Genomic DNA, 16,840 nt, shown 5'->3' with positions numbered 1-16,840 from the left:
AGCCCTCAGTGGTGACGGCGGCAACCGCTCTGCCGGAGGACGGACGGACAGGCCCGTGGTGAGCGGCGCCGACGAGGGCGGGACGACCGCGAGGCCCGCCGTGCCGGCCCAGGCCCCGGCGGCCACGCGGGAGGTCCGGGACGCGGAGGCGGGGGGCGGGCTGGGGGCGTCGCTGGCGTACCTGCTCAGTCGCGCCGAGCGGAGCGTCAACCGGGGGTTGTCGGCGGCGCTCGCCGCCGAGGAGGTCACCGTCGAGCAGTGGCGCATCCTCCAGGCGCTCGCGGACGGGCGTGGCCACTCGATGGGCGATCTGGCCGGGGCGGCGCTGATGCCGCACCCGACGTTGACCAAGGCCGTGGACCGGCTCGTCGAGCGCGCCGTCGTCTACCGAGGGCACGATCCGGCCGATCGTCGCAAAGTGGCGGTATTCCTCGCAAACCGGGGCAGTGAGCTCCTCAGCCGGTTGGAGGCCGGCATCGCCGAGCACCACCGGGCGATCCTCGCGACGTACGGCGCCGTCCGCACAGAACGGCTCATGCGAGACCTGGAACACCTGGTGCGCTCGCTCGACGGCTGACCTCCGCGCGTTCGCCGAGGTGGACGCGGCGCGTGGCGACCGCTCCATGGGGGGGCATCCGCGCCGTGGCCGCTCGGCGGGCCCGGGTCATCGCCGTGCCATTTAGGCAGGCCGTCCTCCACCACCGGATGAGTTGAGCATATGGTTCATAACGCTGCTCAAAAGGGGAGGTAACGTGCCCGACTTGCTGGTAGGGCCGATGCTGCGCTACGTCGATGAGACGAGCGCGTCGATATGGGTGGAAACGAGCGATCCGTGCGAGGTCGCCATCGAGGTGGCGGGCGCCCGGGCCACCGAACGCACGTTCACCGTGCACGGCCACCACTACGCCATCGTGGACGTCGAGGAGACCGGCGCGTACTCCGTCGAGCTGGACGGGCGAAGGGTGTGGCCCCTGGAGGGCTACCCCGACAGCAAGATCTGCCCGCTGGCCGAGATGAACCGCGTGATGTTCGGGTCCTGCCGCACCAGCGTGCCGCACGACGCCGTGCACGAGCGCACGCACGGCAAGGACGTGCTGCGCGAGTTCGGCCTGCGACTGCTGGACGGCGAGGACCTGCCGAGCCTGCTGATCTTCCTCGGCGACCAGGTGTACGCCGACGAGCCGTCCCAGGAGATGCTGGACTACATCCGCTCCCGCCGTGAGGACGGCCCCGACGAGATCGTGGACTTCGAGGAGTACGCCGAGCTGTACCGGCAGGCGTGGAGCGACCCGGTGGTCCGCTGGGTGCTGTCCACCGTCCCCACCGCGATGATCTTCGATGACCACGACGTGCGCGACGACTGGAACACCTCGATGGCCTGGCGGCGCACCATGGCCGAGGTGCCGTGGTGGCCGACGCGCGTGCTGTCCGCGCTCGGCGCCTACTGGGTCTACCAGCACCTGGGCAACCTCTCGCCGTCCGAGCGCAAGGCCGACCCGATGTACGCCGAGATCCGCGCAGGCGACGGGGACGGCGGAGCGGCGCTGGACGCCTTCGCCAAGAAGGCCGACGAGGACCCCTCCTCCACGCGGTGGAGCTACTCGCGCGACGTCGGCCGCACGCGGCTGGTCATGCTGGACACGCGGTGCGCCCGCGAGCTGGAGCCCGGCCACCGGCGCATGCTCGACGACTCCGAGTGGGAGTGGTTCACCGAGGTGGCCACCGGCGACGTCGACCACTTGCTCATCGGGTCCTCGGTCCCGGTGTTCCTGCCCAGCGGCATCTTCGACGTCGAGAGCTGGAACGAGGCCGTCGCCGGCGGGGCGTGGGGGCACCGCGGGGCGGTGTGGGGCGAGAAGATCCGCCAGGCGCTCGACCTGGAGCACTGGGGGGCGTTCCGCCGGTCGTTCGAGGAGCTCGGACGCCTGCTGGTGGACGTCGCCGCGGGACGGCGCGGCAGGGCCCCGGCGACGATCGTGCTGCTGTCGGGGGACGTCCACTACTCCTACCTGGCGGCCGCCGGCCCGGCGTCGGCGGACCTCGAGTCCGCGCGCATCTACCAGGCGGTGTGCTCCCCGATCCGCAACCCCCTCAGCCGCAGCCTGCGACTGGCCAACGTGATCGGGTCGTTCGGCGTGGCCAGCCTGGTCGGCGGCATCCTGACTCGCACGGTGCGCCTGCCGCGGCGGGCGCTGCGGTGGAAGATCACCAACGGGCCGTGGTTCCCGAACGCGCTCGCCTCGCTCGACCTCGACGGCCGCTCCGCGAGCGTCCGCTGGCACACCGCCCGCCCGGACTTCCAGGAGATGACCCGCATCACGCTCGCCCCCTGAGCCCTCCGCCCGCACCCGGGCCGCCACCGCCGGTACACGACGGGCGACCCGGGCACTCGCGGGGGAGGCGGCTCAGCGGCCAGGGAGCTCCGGCGTCCGCGGGGCCGAGACCGGGGCCTCTTCCGCGGCGACGGCCGTCCGCCGACGCCGGCCTCCGACCGGCCGAGTAGCCTCACCGCTCCGTTCAGTGGGGACCTGGCATCGTCGCGGGCGCGCGGCCCGCCGGAGCGGGCCGCGCGGACCGGTGGCAGGAACCTTAAGCGCGTCTCACAGAAATGACGCAGGCGGTCCCCACATCCCCCGAGATGAGGACGCAGTCCTCCACGTAGTTGATCCCGCTACCGGGATGTGCCAGGCGCGCCTTCTTCCAGCTCTCGTTGAAGGAATTCCCACTGTCCAGCCCGTTCAGAATCTTGACTCCGTTGTCGATGAGCCCGCATATGGTGCTCGCCACGGTCTCCACCGGTTTCGCTCCAGGTACGTACGACAGGAAGCTGGTGGCCTGGCAGATCCCTGGAGTCGTCAGGTCGGACTTCTTGTAGATGCCGGAGGCGAACCATGACTGTACCGCAGAGTAATAGGTCGTGCACGTTCTGCGCCGCTCGCTCTTCTTGCAGTTGGGATCCGCCGGCTTGGCTCCACAGTAGTCCGACCGGGGGTTCAGCATGCACCAGTAGATGGCGTCCGCGAGTTTCCCGCATTCGGCCAGATTGTTCGCCTCTTTTATGCAGTCCATTTGGACTACGCCCGCGGAGAAGCAGTCGCCCAGCGAGCCCTTCACCTTGGTGAAGCACCGGATCGTGTCGTTCGCCACCTCGTTACAGACGGCGGCATCGAAGTTGAATCCGTTGCGTCCGCCCAGCCCGGACAGGCTGCCCTGGTAGGCGCACACGGAATACACTTCCCGGACGACCGTGCACTGCTTGACGTCACCGCTGTTCCGGCCGTCGGAACGACAGCGTCCGTACGCCACGGACGCCCCGACACACGTGCCATGAGCGTTCGTGTACCGGTGCATGCAGTCGCGATATTGGGAACTGCTCTCTATGCAGACCGAGCGGGCGATCTTGCTATTCGCCCGGCACGCGTTATAAGCGTCTACGGAGCCACCGCAGAGACCGGCCCCCGCCAATGAGAGACATGCCTCCTTGACTCCCTTGCCTTCGCAGTTGCGCTGACCGCTTCCACCCAGCCGGCAGGCGACATAGGAAGTGGCGCCCTGGGCACAGGCCTTCGTCTCGCCCTTGGCGTTGAACCCGTCCCTGCAGTCGGCATTGAATTTCTTGGACTCGTTGTTGAGCTTTTTCTCCGCATTGCAGTTAAGGCCGTTCTTGTTCTTGAACCCCTGCTTCTTGCATGCGTCGTACTCCTGCTTCTTGGCCTTCGTGGTCTTGGTCTTCTTCGCCGTCTTGACGGTCTTCTTGGTGGTCTTCTTCGCCGCGTGGCCGTCCGGGTCCACGTTGGCGAGCGGATTGGCGTTGGCGTAGATGTAGCGGTTGAGCTGAACGGAAGGGTCGGCGGGGAGGGACATGGTGTCGCGGGAGACGAAGCTTCCCGTGGACGGCTGATACCAGCGGGCCGCCATGTTGACCTTCTTGGTGGTCGGGTCCGTGTAGCCGCCTTGGTAGCCGAGATCGTGGGTCGCGCCGCTCTGCGCGATGACCTCTCCGAAGGGGTTGTAGGCGATGGAGTCGAGCAGTGCGGCGCCGTTGGCCGAGAACGTGCCGACCAGGTCGCCGTGCAGGTCGCTGAACGCCAGCTGTGCGCTGCCCGTGTCCGCCAGGCTGACCGTGCGCCCGTACGGGTCGCGGCCATAGGCGGCCTTCTTACGGTTGTCGCCGTCCGTGACGGCGATGATGTCGTCGCCCACGCCGTCGTAGGCGAACCTGGTCGTGGTGCCGTTCTCCGAACGGGTGGAGAGCCGGTCCAGGGCGTCGTAGTCGTAGGTGACCGTGTCGTCCTGGATCAGCCGGTCGAAGGCGTCGGACTTGGTGATCCGCACCCTTCCGTCGGAGGTCTCGGCCAGCGTGCCGCGGGCCGTGTAGGTGAAGGTGGCTCCGTCGCCGGAGGTGAGGCGGTTCCGCTGGTCGTAGGTGTAGACCTTGTCGTCCACGCGGATCCGGTTGCCGGCGGCGTCCCACCCGTAGGTCGTGGTCTTGCCGTCGGTGCCCGTCCAGGAGGTGAGCCGGTCGGCCCAGTCGTAGGTGTAACTGCTGGTGCCCGCGCCCGCGGTGCCGGCCGTGGTCTTCGACGTCACGTTGTCGTCGATGTCGTAGCCGTAGGCGATCGAGGCGATGGGCGCGCCCTGGTCGGTCTTCAGCTCGTCCTTGACCAGCCGGTTGAGCGGGTCGTAGCCGTAGGTGCGGCGTGCGCCGCCCGCGCCGTAGGACATGCTGGTCAGCCGCGATGCCTGGTCGTAGCCGTAGCCGATGGTCGTGTTGGAGACCGGGTCGGTCATCTGGCTGAGCCGGTCCGCCGCGTCCCAGGTGAAGGACGCGACGCCGTTGACGTCGGTGCGCTGGACCAGGCGGTTGGAGCCGTCGTAGGCGTAGGCGCTGACGTCGTTGCCCGACGCGCTGCTCTTCAGCAGCAGGCCGCGGTCGTTGAGGTTGAAGGACAGCTCGTCGGCGCCGAGCAGCCGGCCGGCTAGGTCGTAGGTGTAGTTCTCGTCCTCGGTGGCCGCCTCGGCCCCGCTGCCGGTCTGCTTGACCAGCCGGTCCAGTTCGTCGAAGGTCCGCTGGATCTTCACCCCGCCCGGCAGCAGGCCGCCTACCTGGTTTCCTCCGGCGTCGTAGACGGCGGTGAAGGTACGGTCGGCCGGGCTGGGGTGCGCGGGCGTGCTCGGCTCGATCACCGATTCCGGCAGGCCGAGGGGGTTGTAGGTGGTGTAGGTGGCGTTGCCCCGTCCGTCCGTGGCCCGGGTCTGCAGGCCGGAGGCGTCGTAGCCGAACGAGGTCGTGATCGTCTCGCTCGCCGACACCGGCTCCCGCTGCTCGACCAGGCGGCCGAGTGCGTCGTAGGTCCTGGTGGAGGTGTGCCCGGAGGCGCTGGTCCGGCTGGTCGGGTTGCCCGCCGCGTCGTAGCCGAAGCGGTGGGTGCGCAGCACGGCTCCGGAGGCGTCCACGTCGGCCGTCGCGGTCTGACGTCCGGCGAGGTCGTAGGCCGCCGTGGTGGCGACGCCGAGCGGATTGGTCGTGCGAGTCGGCCGTCCGGCCAGGTCGTAGGCGAACGTGGTGCGGTCGCCCGCCGCGTCCGTGTACGAGGTCAGCTCGTCGAGCGCGTTGTAGGCGCGCGTGGTGCTGTCGCCGGTCGGCCGGATGGTCTTGAGGAGATTGTCCGCGTCGTCGTATTCGAGCTTCGTGACGTACGCGGCCGTGGTTGGTCTGCGCTCCAACGTGGTGAAGGTGATCTGACGCCCGAGGTCGTCATAGGTGGCCTCCATCCGCGCGCCCGTCGGATCGGTGAGCGACAACGCCTCGTCGTTCAGGTCGTAGGTGTAGGTCCAGGCGCCCGCGGCCGCGCCGCCCGCGGCGGGGTCGATGACCTGCACCTTCCGGCCGAGCGCGTCGTAACGGGCGGTGGTGGTGTTGCCTCGCGCGTCGGTCGACGATATCTGCCGGCCCGCCTTGTCGTAGGTGGCGGTGACGGTCGGAGTGATCGTCTGGCCACCCGGCGGGGTGTAGGCCGGCGAAGTGTGGGAGACCTGTCGTCCGGCCCGGTCGAACACCGAGCTGCTTCTGCGTCCTTCCGGATCGACGAGGTGCGTCTGCTCGCCGAAGGTGTTGTAGCCGATGCGGGACACCGGCTGGGCGGCCTGCGGGCCGGCGCCGGCGCGCTCGACCGCGACCTTCGGCTGGGTCATCTCCACCGGGTTGCCGAACTCGTCATAGCGGATCGTGGTGGTGTAGTCGGCCGCCGTCGCGCCCTCCTGGTTGCCGCGGGGGTCGGTGATGGCGGTGACCAGGCCGCGATCGTCGACCCGCATGGTGCTGATCAGATCTTGGTCGTCGTTGCGCGTCGTGACCCTGATCGGCTGGTTGGCGGCGTCGTAGACGTAATCGGTGACCTCGACGCGATCGCTGCCCGCGGCGCTCTGAGTGACCTTGACCACCTGGTCGTTGTCGTCGTAGGTGAGGGTCTCGGTGCGGGCGAGCCCGGCCGGGTCGGAGACCTGGCCGATACGCCGCCCCCTGGCGTCGTAGGTGACCTCCACCCGCAGCAGGCCGCCGTCGAGCACCTGGGCGGTCAGGCGTCCTGACGGGTCATAGGTGCTGGACTCCAGCACCACGTCCCGACCGGTCGTCGAGCCGTTGAGCTTCGCCCCCTTGGCGGTGACCTGTGCGGTGAGGTCGTCGTTGAAGTAGGTGTAGGCGGTCGTGCGCCCCATGGCGTCCGTCTCCGACGCCAGCCGCCCGGCCGGGTCGTAGGCGTAGGACTCCAGCACGACATCCGTGGCCGGCTGCGGCGCGACCGGGCTGCCCGTCCAGCCCTTGAGCGTTGTGGTCGCGTGCTCGCCGCGCGCGGTGTAGGCGTAGGCGTACCTGGCGCCGAGGGCGTCGGTGACGCTCACCTTCCGCCCCATGACGTCATACCCGTAGGTCTCGACCCCGCCCTCCGGCTCGGTGGACGTGGCCAGCCGCCCGAAGCCGTCGAAGGTGGAGGTCGTGACCCGGGCGGCGTCACCACCGGTGAGGTCGGCCACCGTCGTGGTCAGGACATTGTCGTCCCAGTCGTAGGTGAGCGTCTTCCTCGCCGTGTGGGTGACCCCGGTGATCTCGTTCTTCACCCCAGGGGACGTGACCGAGGCGACCCGGCCCTGGGCGTCGTAGGCGGTGGTCGTCGTCACCCCGTCGGGGAAGGCGGACGACACCCTCGTCTCACCGGTGACCCGGCCCAGGGAATCATAGGTGTATGTGGTCACCAGGCCCGTGGGTCCGGTGACCTTGGCCAGGTCACCCGCCGCCGTGTACGCGTAGGTGGTCTGGTTCTTCTTGGCGTCGCGGTACCTCTTCACCAGGCCGGGAGGCGTGGTACCGCCGCCGACGGCGGCCTCGGTGCCGTCGGTGTAGTCCCAGTCCTCCCCGATCACGGTCGGGGTCCCGTGGCCGCCGGGGACGGTCTTGCCGGTGACCTCGCCGAAGGCGTTGAACGACCAGCGCCAGGCGTAGGTGTCGTCCAGGTAGCTGGACGAGCGGGCGTCGTGGAAGCTGCGCATCTGGTCGTTGCGCGGGTCGAACGGATCGGCCGGCTCCTCGTAGCCGAACCATTCCCAGTAGCAGGTGGTCCCCGTGCGGCAGCGGTTACGGCCGATCATGTTGCCGCGCGCGTTGTGCAGCGTCTCCTCAATGTTGCCGTTGGGGTCGAGCGTCTTGGCGGGGAATCCGCCGGTGTCGTACTCGACGGTGGCCGTCTTGCCCAGCTGATCGGTGCGGGACATGACGCGGTAGTCGCGCAGGGCGTCGCCGACGTAGGTGATGGTGCCGCCCAGCGGGTCGGTCACGGTGGTCTTGCTCGTCGCCTGGGTGTCGGAGATCGCGTTGATCTCCTGGGCGGAGAGCTTCCAGGTGCCGCCGTCGTCGTCGATCTGGGTGAGCAGGCGCCCGCCATCGGTCGCGTAGGTGTTCTCGGCCACCACCCGGCCCTCGGGGCTGACCACCTTGATGATCTGTGGCTGCGTGGTCTTGGCGGCGACGTGCTCCGCGATCCGCGGCAGGCCGAGCGCGTTGCGGTAGACGGCGACCTCGTCGATGTCGCCGGCGAAGGGGAACGGGCCCGGGGAGGAGACCGTCGCCGGCCAGCTGCCGCCGGCGTACCCGTATCCGATCCTGGCGTCCCACTGGCCGGCGTGGTTGATCGTCCCGGTCCGCGTGCCGACCACGGCGCCGTCCAGGTACAGGGTCTGGGTGTTGGTGGCGCCCTCCAGCACCACGTGGTGCCAGACGTTGTCGTTGACGGCCTTGGTGCTGGTGATGGGGTTGGCCGTGCCGGTCCAGAACTGGCCGCGTAGCTTGCCGTCGGTACCGACGTAGATGGCCGGCGTGTACGACGTGGGGGATCCCGCAGAGTTCTGATAGCCCACCACGGTGCCCGATGCGGCGGTCTTGAACCATGCCTCCACCGCCAGGTCACCGCCCTTGCCGCTGATCGTGGCGGGCGGCAGGGACACGTACGCCGAGTTGGCGGTGCCCTTGAACCGCATGGCGGTGTTGCCGCTGCCGTCCAGCGCGCCGAGCATCCGCAGGGTGGCGTCCGCGGAGCCGCCGGCGATCTTGGCGTCGCTGGCGCCGCCGTCCCAGCCCACCGAGCTCACGATCTTGGAGCCGATCGCGCCCGACGAGTCGTTCAGCCGCCAGTAGCCCACCGGGCCGCCGTCGATCGCCTGGCTCTGGTAGCGCGACGGCGTGCCGTAGCTGTAGGCCGTGCAGGCGGACGAGGTGCCGGGCGGGCACGCCTTGGTCAGTTTGTCGCCGTCGTAGGCGTAGGTCCAGGTCATCGGCGCGCCGTTCACCGGGTCGGTGGAAACCGCGGTGACGTGGTTGCCGGTCCAGGTGAAGAACAGGGAACGGCCGCCCGTGGCGGTGGCCCTGGCCAGCCTGCCGTTCGTGCCGTACACCAGGTCCTGGGTACGGCCGCGGTGGTCGCTCACCTTGGTCAGCCGGCCGCCGGCGTCGAACCAGTACGAGGTGGCCGACTTGTCCATCAGACGCCAGCCGCCGCCCGGGAGCGCGGAGAGCGTGGCGTACACGCCGGAGGGCGAGGCGTATGTGCCGTCCCCCTTGGCCGCGAACCGCAACTGACGGCCGTCCGGGTGGGTGATCAGCAGGGTCTTGGTGGCCGGCTCGGAAGTGAGCTTGGTGTCCCAGCGGGTCGACCACCCCAGGCCGAACGCGCCGTCGGTGCGCGGGTCGAGGCTGTTGTAGGTGCGCCGCACCGACAGGGGCAGGCCGACGGCCGCCACCTCCAGGTCGGTCTCGGTGTGGGTGTAGTTGCCCACCTCGGGGTTGAACTCCCGGTCCTCCACGCCCGAGGCGAGGAAGGAGTTGATCGTGGCCTGCTCCGGCACGACCGTGAAGGACCGCCAGGAGGAGGTGACGGTGGCATCCTGGAAGGTCGCCATGGCATACCACCAGTAGGTCTTGCCCCAGGCCAGTTTCCCCGCGGGCACCGTCCAGTTGTCGGACGTCGTCCAGGAGGGCGAGCTCTCACACCACGCCCAGGAAGTGCCCGGCGTGCCGGAGCAGACCTGGAACCAGTAGGAGGCGATGCCGCCCGCCCACGGATCGGCGTGCGCGGCCAGCACCGGCGTGAGGGTGCCCACCTGGGTGTTGTTGATCGGCGAAAAGACCGACGCGAACGGCAGTGCGTAGTTCGCCGCCGCCGTCGAGATCGTCGCGTACTGCCAGGCCGACCACGCCGTGGTGGTCGAGCCGTCGGTACCGGCGGCCCGCCAGCGGATCTTCCATCCGTCGTTCAGCTTTCCCGCGGGGATCGTCACCACCGAGGGCGAGCCGGCGTTCACCGTGCTCCCCGCGCCGGACCAGATCGTTCCGCTGCCCTGGCTCGTCGCCGCCGGGTCGTGCTCGATCTCGAACCGCGCCGAGACGGTGCCGCCGTCGGCGTCGCTCACCACCGCGCTCAGCGTGGGAGTCGTCTTGTAGTAATAGGTGGTGTTGTCCTTGATCGCCTTCGGTCCGCCGTTGATGGTGCCCAGAACCGGCGGGTAGCTGTAGGTGATGGAGAGCTCCGGCGGGTCACCCTCGTAGCTTTCCGCCGAGTAGATCAGGCAGGAGAAACAGTCGGTGAGCGCGAAGCCGTAATTGGGCGCGCCCCCCGCCCACGCCTGGACGATGCTCTTGACGTTCACGTTGGCCGTGCCGGTGCCGTCGGCCCAGACGGCGCCCTCACTGGTGTAGCTCGGCTGGGTGCGCCAGGTCGTGCTGTTTCCCCAGGACGAGGTCACCCGGCTGATCTGCGCATCGATGTACTTGAAGCTGGAGTCGTAATCGTGGGTCAGGGTGAGCGTGGCGGATGAGATCGTGGCGCCGTTGACGTTGGCCCCGGAGAAGTTGATGAAGGACCTGGCCTCCTCGCCGTATCCGGCGTTCGACACGTACAGCAATGACGACCCGCCATAGGAGGAGCTCGGCGAACTGCTGATCACGTACGTGTCCGTGGTGGCCCACAGCGAGAAGGTCGGGTCGACCACCATCGGATAGACGGCGTCCGGGGCGTTGAGGAACGCCGCGTCCGGGGCGAGCGACAGCCTCTGGTGGCCCTGGCCGTCCGCCGTGAGCCTGGTCTCGATCCTGCCGGGGGTCACGGCGCGGGCCGGCAGGCCGGCGGAGTGCGCCTTCTTGTCCCGGCCCGCGTTCTTGGCCCGCGTTCCGTCGATGACGAACGGCTCCGGCGCCGCGGCGACGATGTCCCCATCGGCGCCCTTGACCTCCAGACGCCCGTTCTTCCCCTTGCCGAGAGTGAGTCCCTGGCCCTCGACGCCGATCTCCACGCGTAGCGGGTCCACCGGCTTCTTCCTGAGCACGATGTCCTCGCTGAACCCTCGGGGAGTCATCGTCAGCACGAGGTCGGCGTTCGGCCCCGCGGCGTCAACGTACGTCGCCGTGTTGCCCTTGACCACCGGCTTCGGCAGCGCGGTGGGCCACGTCAGTTCGAGTGACCTGCCGCCGGAGTGGCGCAGCCGCACCATCGGGGCGCCGGCGCCGCCCGCGGAGAACTCCACGTCGGCCACCGCGACCTTGGCGCGCAGCACACCGTCGGCCGGCACGAGGCCGGTGTCGACATCGAGCCACCCGCCCGATCGCCGGACACGGGCCGCGCCGCTGCTGATCTCGGCGGTGAACGTGCCATCGGGATTGGCGAAGACCAGAGTGGACTCGGTGGTCTCCCCGGAGATGGGCACCCGCTTGCCGGTCTCCCTGGCCTTGAGGGATGCCGACGCACGCTCGGTCGGCCGGGCCGGCGGATCCGGTGGTGTGGCCACCTGTTCCGTCGGCGGCGGCTGCTTCAGGCCTCCCGTCGCCGGCTTCCCGGTGCCGGCATGCCGAACCTCCAAGGGCAGGGTGCCGGGAGGTCGTCGGTCACTCTGCTTGGCACGAGGACCGCCGGGGACGGATGCGACGCCTCCGGTGGCCCGCGTCGCCTCCGAGCCCACCGAGTGGGAAAGCCCCCGGACGGACCCGGAGTTCTGCACCGGGATCTCCGTCGCCGCCCCCGTGCCCGGGGAACGGGGAATGTCCAGCCGGATGACCACCGGATCCGCCGCCGCCGGGAGGGACTGCAGTTGCAGTAATCCCGGCACCGCGGCCAGCACCACCAGGAGACGGCGAGCCCTTGAGAGACTCGCACGATGGAACGACGGAACCCCTGATCGACGCATGCGCCACTACCCTTCGAACATTCGAGAACGAAGGAAGCCGGCCCCCGAGACCTCTCCCCCGTCTGGTCGATCCGCGTAGCGGGAGGTCCTGGCACCGCCGTTTCGCGCCACCCGTCGGCGTGCTGATCTCCCGCGCACTCAAGATGCCAACGAACCATCACCTTGTACATGTCGTAATGTGCACGGCATTTGTCGATTTATGCACAATCCGGTAGGGCGGGGAAGCGTTGCCCTCCGGTACCGCCGGACCATCTCAGGCGGCCTTCTCGGCGCGCCACCAGGCGAGGGTCTCTTTGAGCGCCTATCCGAGCCCCCCTACCGGCCGGCGGCGGCGCGGGTGATGATCGTTCGGAGCGACCGGGTGCCTGCGGAACGGGCGCCCGGGGTCCCCCACAGCGCGCTTGTCCAGGAGGAAAGCGATGCATCTCAGACGTCTGCCGGCCGTCGTGTCCGGCCTCGTCGCCGCGGTTGTGCTCAGTACGACCCTCACCACCGAGGCGTCGGCCGCGCCGCTTCAGACCGTCAAGGTCCTGCACTGGAACATCGCGGGAGCCGCCAGGAACGACGGTGACGGCCCGGTCATCGACCGGCTGGTGCAGAAGGTCAAGGAACTCGACCCCGACATCGTCACGCTGAACGAGATCTGCCACAGCCAGGCGACGTACCTGCGGGACAGGTTACGCGCCAACGGCATCTCGATGTCGTGGCACTTCGGCAGGGCATCGAGCTCGGTCAACGCGTGCAACGGCTGGATCGGCGCCGACATCTGGGCGGGCAACGCCATCTTCACCAAGGCGGCGATCAGCCAGGAGAAGGACTACTGGTTCAGCGGTAACAACATCGTGGAGAGCCGGACCACCGAGACCCGCGGCTTCACCTGCCTGACCGCCGCCTTCGCCCGCCCGGTGCGGACCTGCTCCATCCACACCGATCCGAACGACGGCAACGCCCAGGCTCAGGCGGCGGCGATCGCGAGCAAGTTCTCCGCCGACATCGACCAGCGGCACTACATCCTGGCCGGCGACTTCAACGCCACGCCCGGCTGGCACCTGCAGCGGATGTACGCCCCCGAGGCGGGGGGCGGCGGCAAGTTCTACGAGGTGGCCTGGCAGGAGCCCAACAAGGGGGAGCCGACGCACGGCGAGGGCAAGCTGGACTACATCTTCGCCAACCAGGGCCGCTTCGATGCGCAGATGACGTCGAGGGTCGTCCACGGTGGTACCTGCTCCAGCGCCGGCGGCGGCGACTGCTCCGACCACAAGCTGCTGTACGGCGAGGTGACGCTGCTCGGGTGACCCCCGCTCGGGTGCGGCCGGCGCGGTGCCGCACCCGGGAGGTGTCCGGAAGGGCTAACGGCCGGACAGTTCCGGCGTCCTGGCGGGTTCGGTGGAACCGGACAGTTCGGTGAGGACGTCGGCGAGCCGGTCGACGGCCCAGTTGAGGTCCTCCTCCGAGACCACCAGCGGCGGGGCGAGGCGGATGGTCGAGCCGTGGGTGTCCTTGGCCAGCACCCCGCGCCGCATGAGCGCCTCGCAGACCTCGCGCCCGGTGGCGATGGAGGGGTCGATGTCCACCCCGGCCCACAACCCGCGTCCCCGCACCGCGACGACGCCGTGGCCGCCCTCGCCGGCGGGCCCGATGAGGGCGCGCAGCCGCTCGTGCAGGAGCGCGCCGAGCTCGCGCGCCCGAGCCTGGTACTCGCCGGTCTTCAGCAGGTCCAGGACGGCGCCGCCGACCGCGCAGGCCAGCGGGTTGCCGCCGAAGGTCGAGCCGTGCTGCCCCGGCTTGATCACCCCGAGGACGGAGGCGTCCGCGACGACGGCGGACACCGGGACGACGCCGCCGCCGAGCGCCTTGCCCAGCACGTACATGTCCGGGATCACGCCCTCGTGCTCGCAGGCGAAGGTGTCGCCGGTGCGGCCGAGGCCCGACTGGATCTCGTCGGCGATGAACAGCACGTTGTTCTCGGTGCAGATCTCCCTGACCCGGATGAGGTAGCCGGCCGGGGGCACCAGCACGCCCGCCTCGCCCTGGATGGGTTCGAGCAGCACCGCGACCGTGTCGGGAGTGATCGCCTCGCGGACCGCCTCGGCGGAGCCGTACTCCACGATCGTGAAGCCGGGCGTCGCGGGGCCGAAGCCGTCGCGCGCGTCGGGGTCGGTCGAGAAGCTGACGATCGTCGTGGTGCGGCCGTGGAAGTTGCCGTCCATGACGATGATCTCGGCCCGGCCGGGGGCGACGCCCTTGACCTCGTACCCCCACTTGCGGGCGACCTTGACCGCCGTCTCGACGGCCTCGGCGCCGGTGTTCATCGGCAGGACCATGTCCTTGCCGCACAGGTCGGCGAGGCCCGCGCAGAAGTCGGCGAACCGGTCGTGGAAGAAGGCGCGGCTGGTCAGCGTCACCCGCTGGAGCTGCTCCTGGGCGGCGTTGAGAATCGCCGGGTTGCCGTGGCCGAAGTTGAGGGAGGAGTAGCCGGCCAGGCAGTCGAGGTAGCGCCTGCCCTCCACGTCGGTCACCCACGCGCCGCGCGCCTCGCTGACCACGACGGGCAGCGGGTGGTAGTTGTGCGCGCTGCGCCGCTCGCTCAGCTCGATGATCTCGTCGGTGGTGCTCATACGCGGATCTCCAGGGTGCAGCACTTCGGACCGCCGCCGGCCTTGCGCAGCTCGCTGAGGTCGACGGGGATGACATTGAGGCCGCGGCGCTTCAACTCAAGGGCCAGTTCGCCGGCCTCGACGTTGATCACCACGTTGTGCCCGTCGCTGACGGCGTTGAGGCCGAGCACCGCCGCGTCCTCCGCCGAGGCGAGCACGGCGTCGGGGAACATGTGGCGGAGCACCTCGCGGCTGCCCGCCGAGAACGCCCCCGGGTAGTAGGCCACGTTGCGCCCGTCGATCGGGAACAGCGCCGTGTCCAGGTGGTAGTAGCGGGGGTCGACGAGCTGGAGGGTCACCACCGGGCGGCCGAGGAACTCCTGGGCCTGCTTGTGCGCGGTGATGGCGGTGCGGAAGCCGGTGCCGGCCAGGATCACCTCGTCGAGGGTGAGGAAGTCGCCCTCGCCCTCGTTGGTCTCGGTGGGCTCCATGGCCGTCGCGAAACCGTTGTCGGTGAACCAGCGCAGGTAGGCGGGGCCCTCGGCGGCGCGCTCGGCGTTCGCGAACCGCGCCCCGTACACCCGCCCGCCGACCACCAGGGCCCCGTTGGCGGCGAACACCATGTCCGGCAGGCCGTCGATCGGGTCGATCAGGCTGACCTTGTGCCCCAGTTCCTCATAGGCGTCCTTCAACCCCTCCCACTGGCGCACGGCGGTGGCGGCGTCGGCGCCGGCCTCCGGGTCCATCCAAGGGTTGATCGCGTACTCGACCGCGAAGTGGTCGGGACGACACATGAGGTAGTGCCGGCTGTGCGCCATCTATCACTCCGTCGGGAAAACGGCTGGTCAGGGATGGCATCAGCCTAGAAACGACGATCGCCGTGAACCAGGTGCGGAGCTTGCGCGCCCACGTCGATCGGTTGCGTGCTCGGCCCGGTTCGCGGCGATCCGTTGCGGCGATCCTGCTGCTCTGTTTTAGATCTCCTCCTGGCCCCCTCCTCCGGGGCCCGCTATGTTTCGCCGCCGTGTCGGCACGATGTCGGCGGTGTGACGTCGCGCGGGCCGTCCTGGCGCCGCGGTCATGTCCGCGATCACATGGCCGGCGGGCGGCGGTCCGCTGAGTGGACCGGGACGTCGCTGCGCCCCCCGGCCCGGACGAGGATGTGACGACGATAGGCAGGTAAGGGTGAGTGCCGGACATCGGTGGGGGAAGCCTGATGCGTCGTCGATCTCGTGTGTCCGTGTTCGCGGCCGGCCGTTCCGTCACGGTCAGCTTTCTGATCGTTCTCGTCTCGCTCTGCCTTCTGGCCACGTCATGTCCGGACGAGGACTCCGGGGGAGGCTCGAACGCCACGGAGACCGAGCAGGGGCAGGTCCAGAAACCGAAGAAGAGCAAAAAGCCCAAAGGGCCGGTGTGCCCCCAGCCGGGGCCCATCACGCGGTCCCAACTGCCCGACTTCCCATCGGCGGACGGGATCAGTGTGATCACGCAGAACCCCTGCGTCAGCATCGCGGGCCTGGCCGAAGAGGTCGTCGGTTTCATCCCCGAAGGGGAGTCGGAGAAGTTCAGAGAGTTCCGGGGCGGGCTCGAACGGTTCATCTCCCGGGTGAACGCGGTCAACGACGCGGCGGAGTGCGCCTATGAGACCGACCACCTGGCGGTCGGGGTGTACCACCACGACGCCACCCCGTGGTCGATCGGCATGGTCGCGGTCGTCCGGGGGGACATCGACGCCCTGGTCGACAGCGGAGTCTGCTGGCTGCTGAAGAGGCTGCCGCTCGACGTCCCCCGGACCACCACACCTGAGGAGATGCGTCCAGCCTTCTGCGCCGAGGCCGTCACCAGGAGAAGCCAGGGTTACCGCTTCACGATCCTGTGGATCGGCTCGTCGAATGGTATGTGCGGGAGCCTCGCCACCCTGTACAGCGGCACCTCGTAGGCGCCATATGGGCTGGAGGGGCCCGCCGGGCGAGGGTCAGGACGACTGCGGCATCGCGTCGCGGGCGTGCGGGGTGTCGATCAGGCGGGACAGCACGATCGCGCTCTTGGTCCGGATGACGAACGGCTCGGCGGCCACCCGTTCGATGACCTGCTCGACGTGCCGGACGTCCTTGGCGCGGATGTGCAGCAGGGCGTCGGCCTCGCCGGTGATCGTGCAGGCGGAGATCACCTCGGGGTGGCGGGAGACGGCCAGGCCGATCTCGGCGGGGGAGGTCTTGCCCCGGCAGAACAGCTCCACGTAGGCCTCGGTGGTCCAGCCCAGGGCGGACGGCTCGACGCGGGCGGTGAAGCCGGTGATGGCGCCACTGCTCAGCAGCCGGTCGATGCGCCGCTTGACCGCGGGGGCCGAAAGACCGATCTGATGCCCGATTTCGGCATAGGTCGACCGGGCGTCCTCGACCAGGGCCCCCACGATCGCACGATCAAGCGCGTCCAACTCCACGGAGACCTGTATACAGCCGGACCGTATTCCGCACACAGCCCGGGGTCACTCCAATCTTTAAGTGACACCAATT

The 16,840-nt window shown here is 69.4% G+C and carries 8 protein-coding genes; 4 read left to right on the top strand and 4 right to left on the bottom strand.

Translation table 11 applies throughout. The annotated features are described in order from the left end of the window. Positions 1–58: 58 nt before the first annotated feature. The gene (locus ABZT47_RS01375) at positions 59–577 is read left to right on the top strand and encodes a MarR family transcriptional regulator (protein WP_354834819.1); all 519 of its coding nucleotides are present in this window, start codon (positions 59–61) and stop codon (positions 575–577) included. A gap of 175 nt (positions 578–752) precedes the next feature. Continuing rightward, positions 753–2,333, top strand: coding sequence for an alkaline phosphatase D family protein (locus ABZT47_RS01370; RefSeq protein ID WP_354834816.1), 1,581 nt, complete (start codon positions 753–755; stop codon positions 2,331–2,333). Between the two features lie 256 nt (positions 2,334–2,589). Here ABZT47_RS01370 and ABZT47_RS01365 read toward each other — a convergent pair whose 3' ends face one another. Next, positions 2,590–11,331: a DNRLRE domain-containing protein gene (locus tag ABZT47_RS01365; protein WP_354834813.1), complete on the bottom strand. Its 8,742-nt coding sequence runs from the start codon at positions 11,329–11,331 to the stop codon at positions 2,590–2,592. 815 nt (positions 11,332–12,146) lie between these two features. Here ABZT47_RS01365 and ABZT47_RS01360 point away from each other — a divergent pair. Continuing rightward, the gene (locus tag ABZT47_RS01360; protein ID WP_354834810.1) at positions 12,147–13,022 is read left to right on the top strand and encodes an endonuclease/exonuclease/phosphatase family protein; all 876 of its coding nucleotides are present in this window, start codon (positions 12,147–12,149) and stop codon (positions 13,020–13,022) included. Positions 13,023–13,076: 54 nt separating this feature from the next. On the opposite strand, the gene rocD is transcribed toward ABZT47_RS01360, so the two are convergent. Together rocD and ddaH are read right to left on the bottom strand one after the other, a co-directional pair. Beyond that, positions 13,077–14,345: an ornithine--oxo-acid transaminase gene (gene rocD / locus ABZT47_RS01355; RefSeq protein ID WP_354834807.1), complete on the bottom strand. Its 1,269-nt coding sequence runs from the start codon at positions 14,343–14,345 to the stop codon at positions 13,077–13,079. Continuing rightward, positions 14,342–15,142, bottom strand: coding sequence for a dimethylargininase (gene ddaH / locus ABZT47_RS01350; protein ID WP_354834804.1), 801 nt, complete (start codon positions 15,140–15,142; stop codon positions 14,342–14,344). The genes rocD and ddaH overlap by 4 nt, the downstream gene beginning before the upstream one ends. A gap of 662 nt (positions 15,143–15,804) precedes the next feature. Between ddaH and ABZT47_RS01345 the strand changes: the two genes are divergently transcribed. After that, positions 15,805–16,263 carry a hypothetical protein gene (locus ABZT47_RS01345; protein ID WP_354834801.1) on the top strand — a complete coding sequence of 153 codons (459 nt, stop codon included), beginning with the start codon at positions 15,805–15,807 and terminating at the stop codon, positions 16,261–16,263. Positions 16,264–16,299: 36 nt separating this feature from the next. On the opposite strand, the gene ABZT47_RS01340 is transcribed toward ABZT47_RS01345, so the two are convergent. Further along, positions 16,300–16,767: an Lrp/AsnC family transcriptional regulator gene (locus ABZT47_RS01340; RefSeq protein WP_354834798.1), complete on the bottom strand. Its 468-nt coding sequence runs from the start codon at positions 16,765–16,767 to the stop codon at positions 16,300–16,302. Positions 16,768–16,840 lie beyond the last annotated feature (73 nt).

This window comes from Sphaerisporangium sp. NPDC005289 (assembly GCF_040607455.1).
In the GTDB taxonomy this organism is placed as follows: domain Bacteria; phylum Actinomycetota; class Actinomycetes; order Streptosporangiales; family Streptosporangiaceae; genus Sphaerisporangium; species Sphaerisporangium rhizosphaerae.
This window is presented reverse-complemented; position numbering and strand designations above follow the sequence as displayed.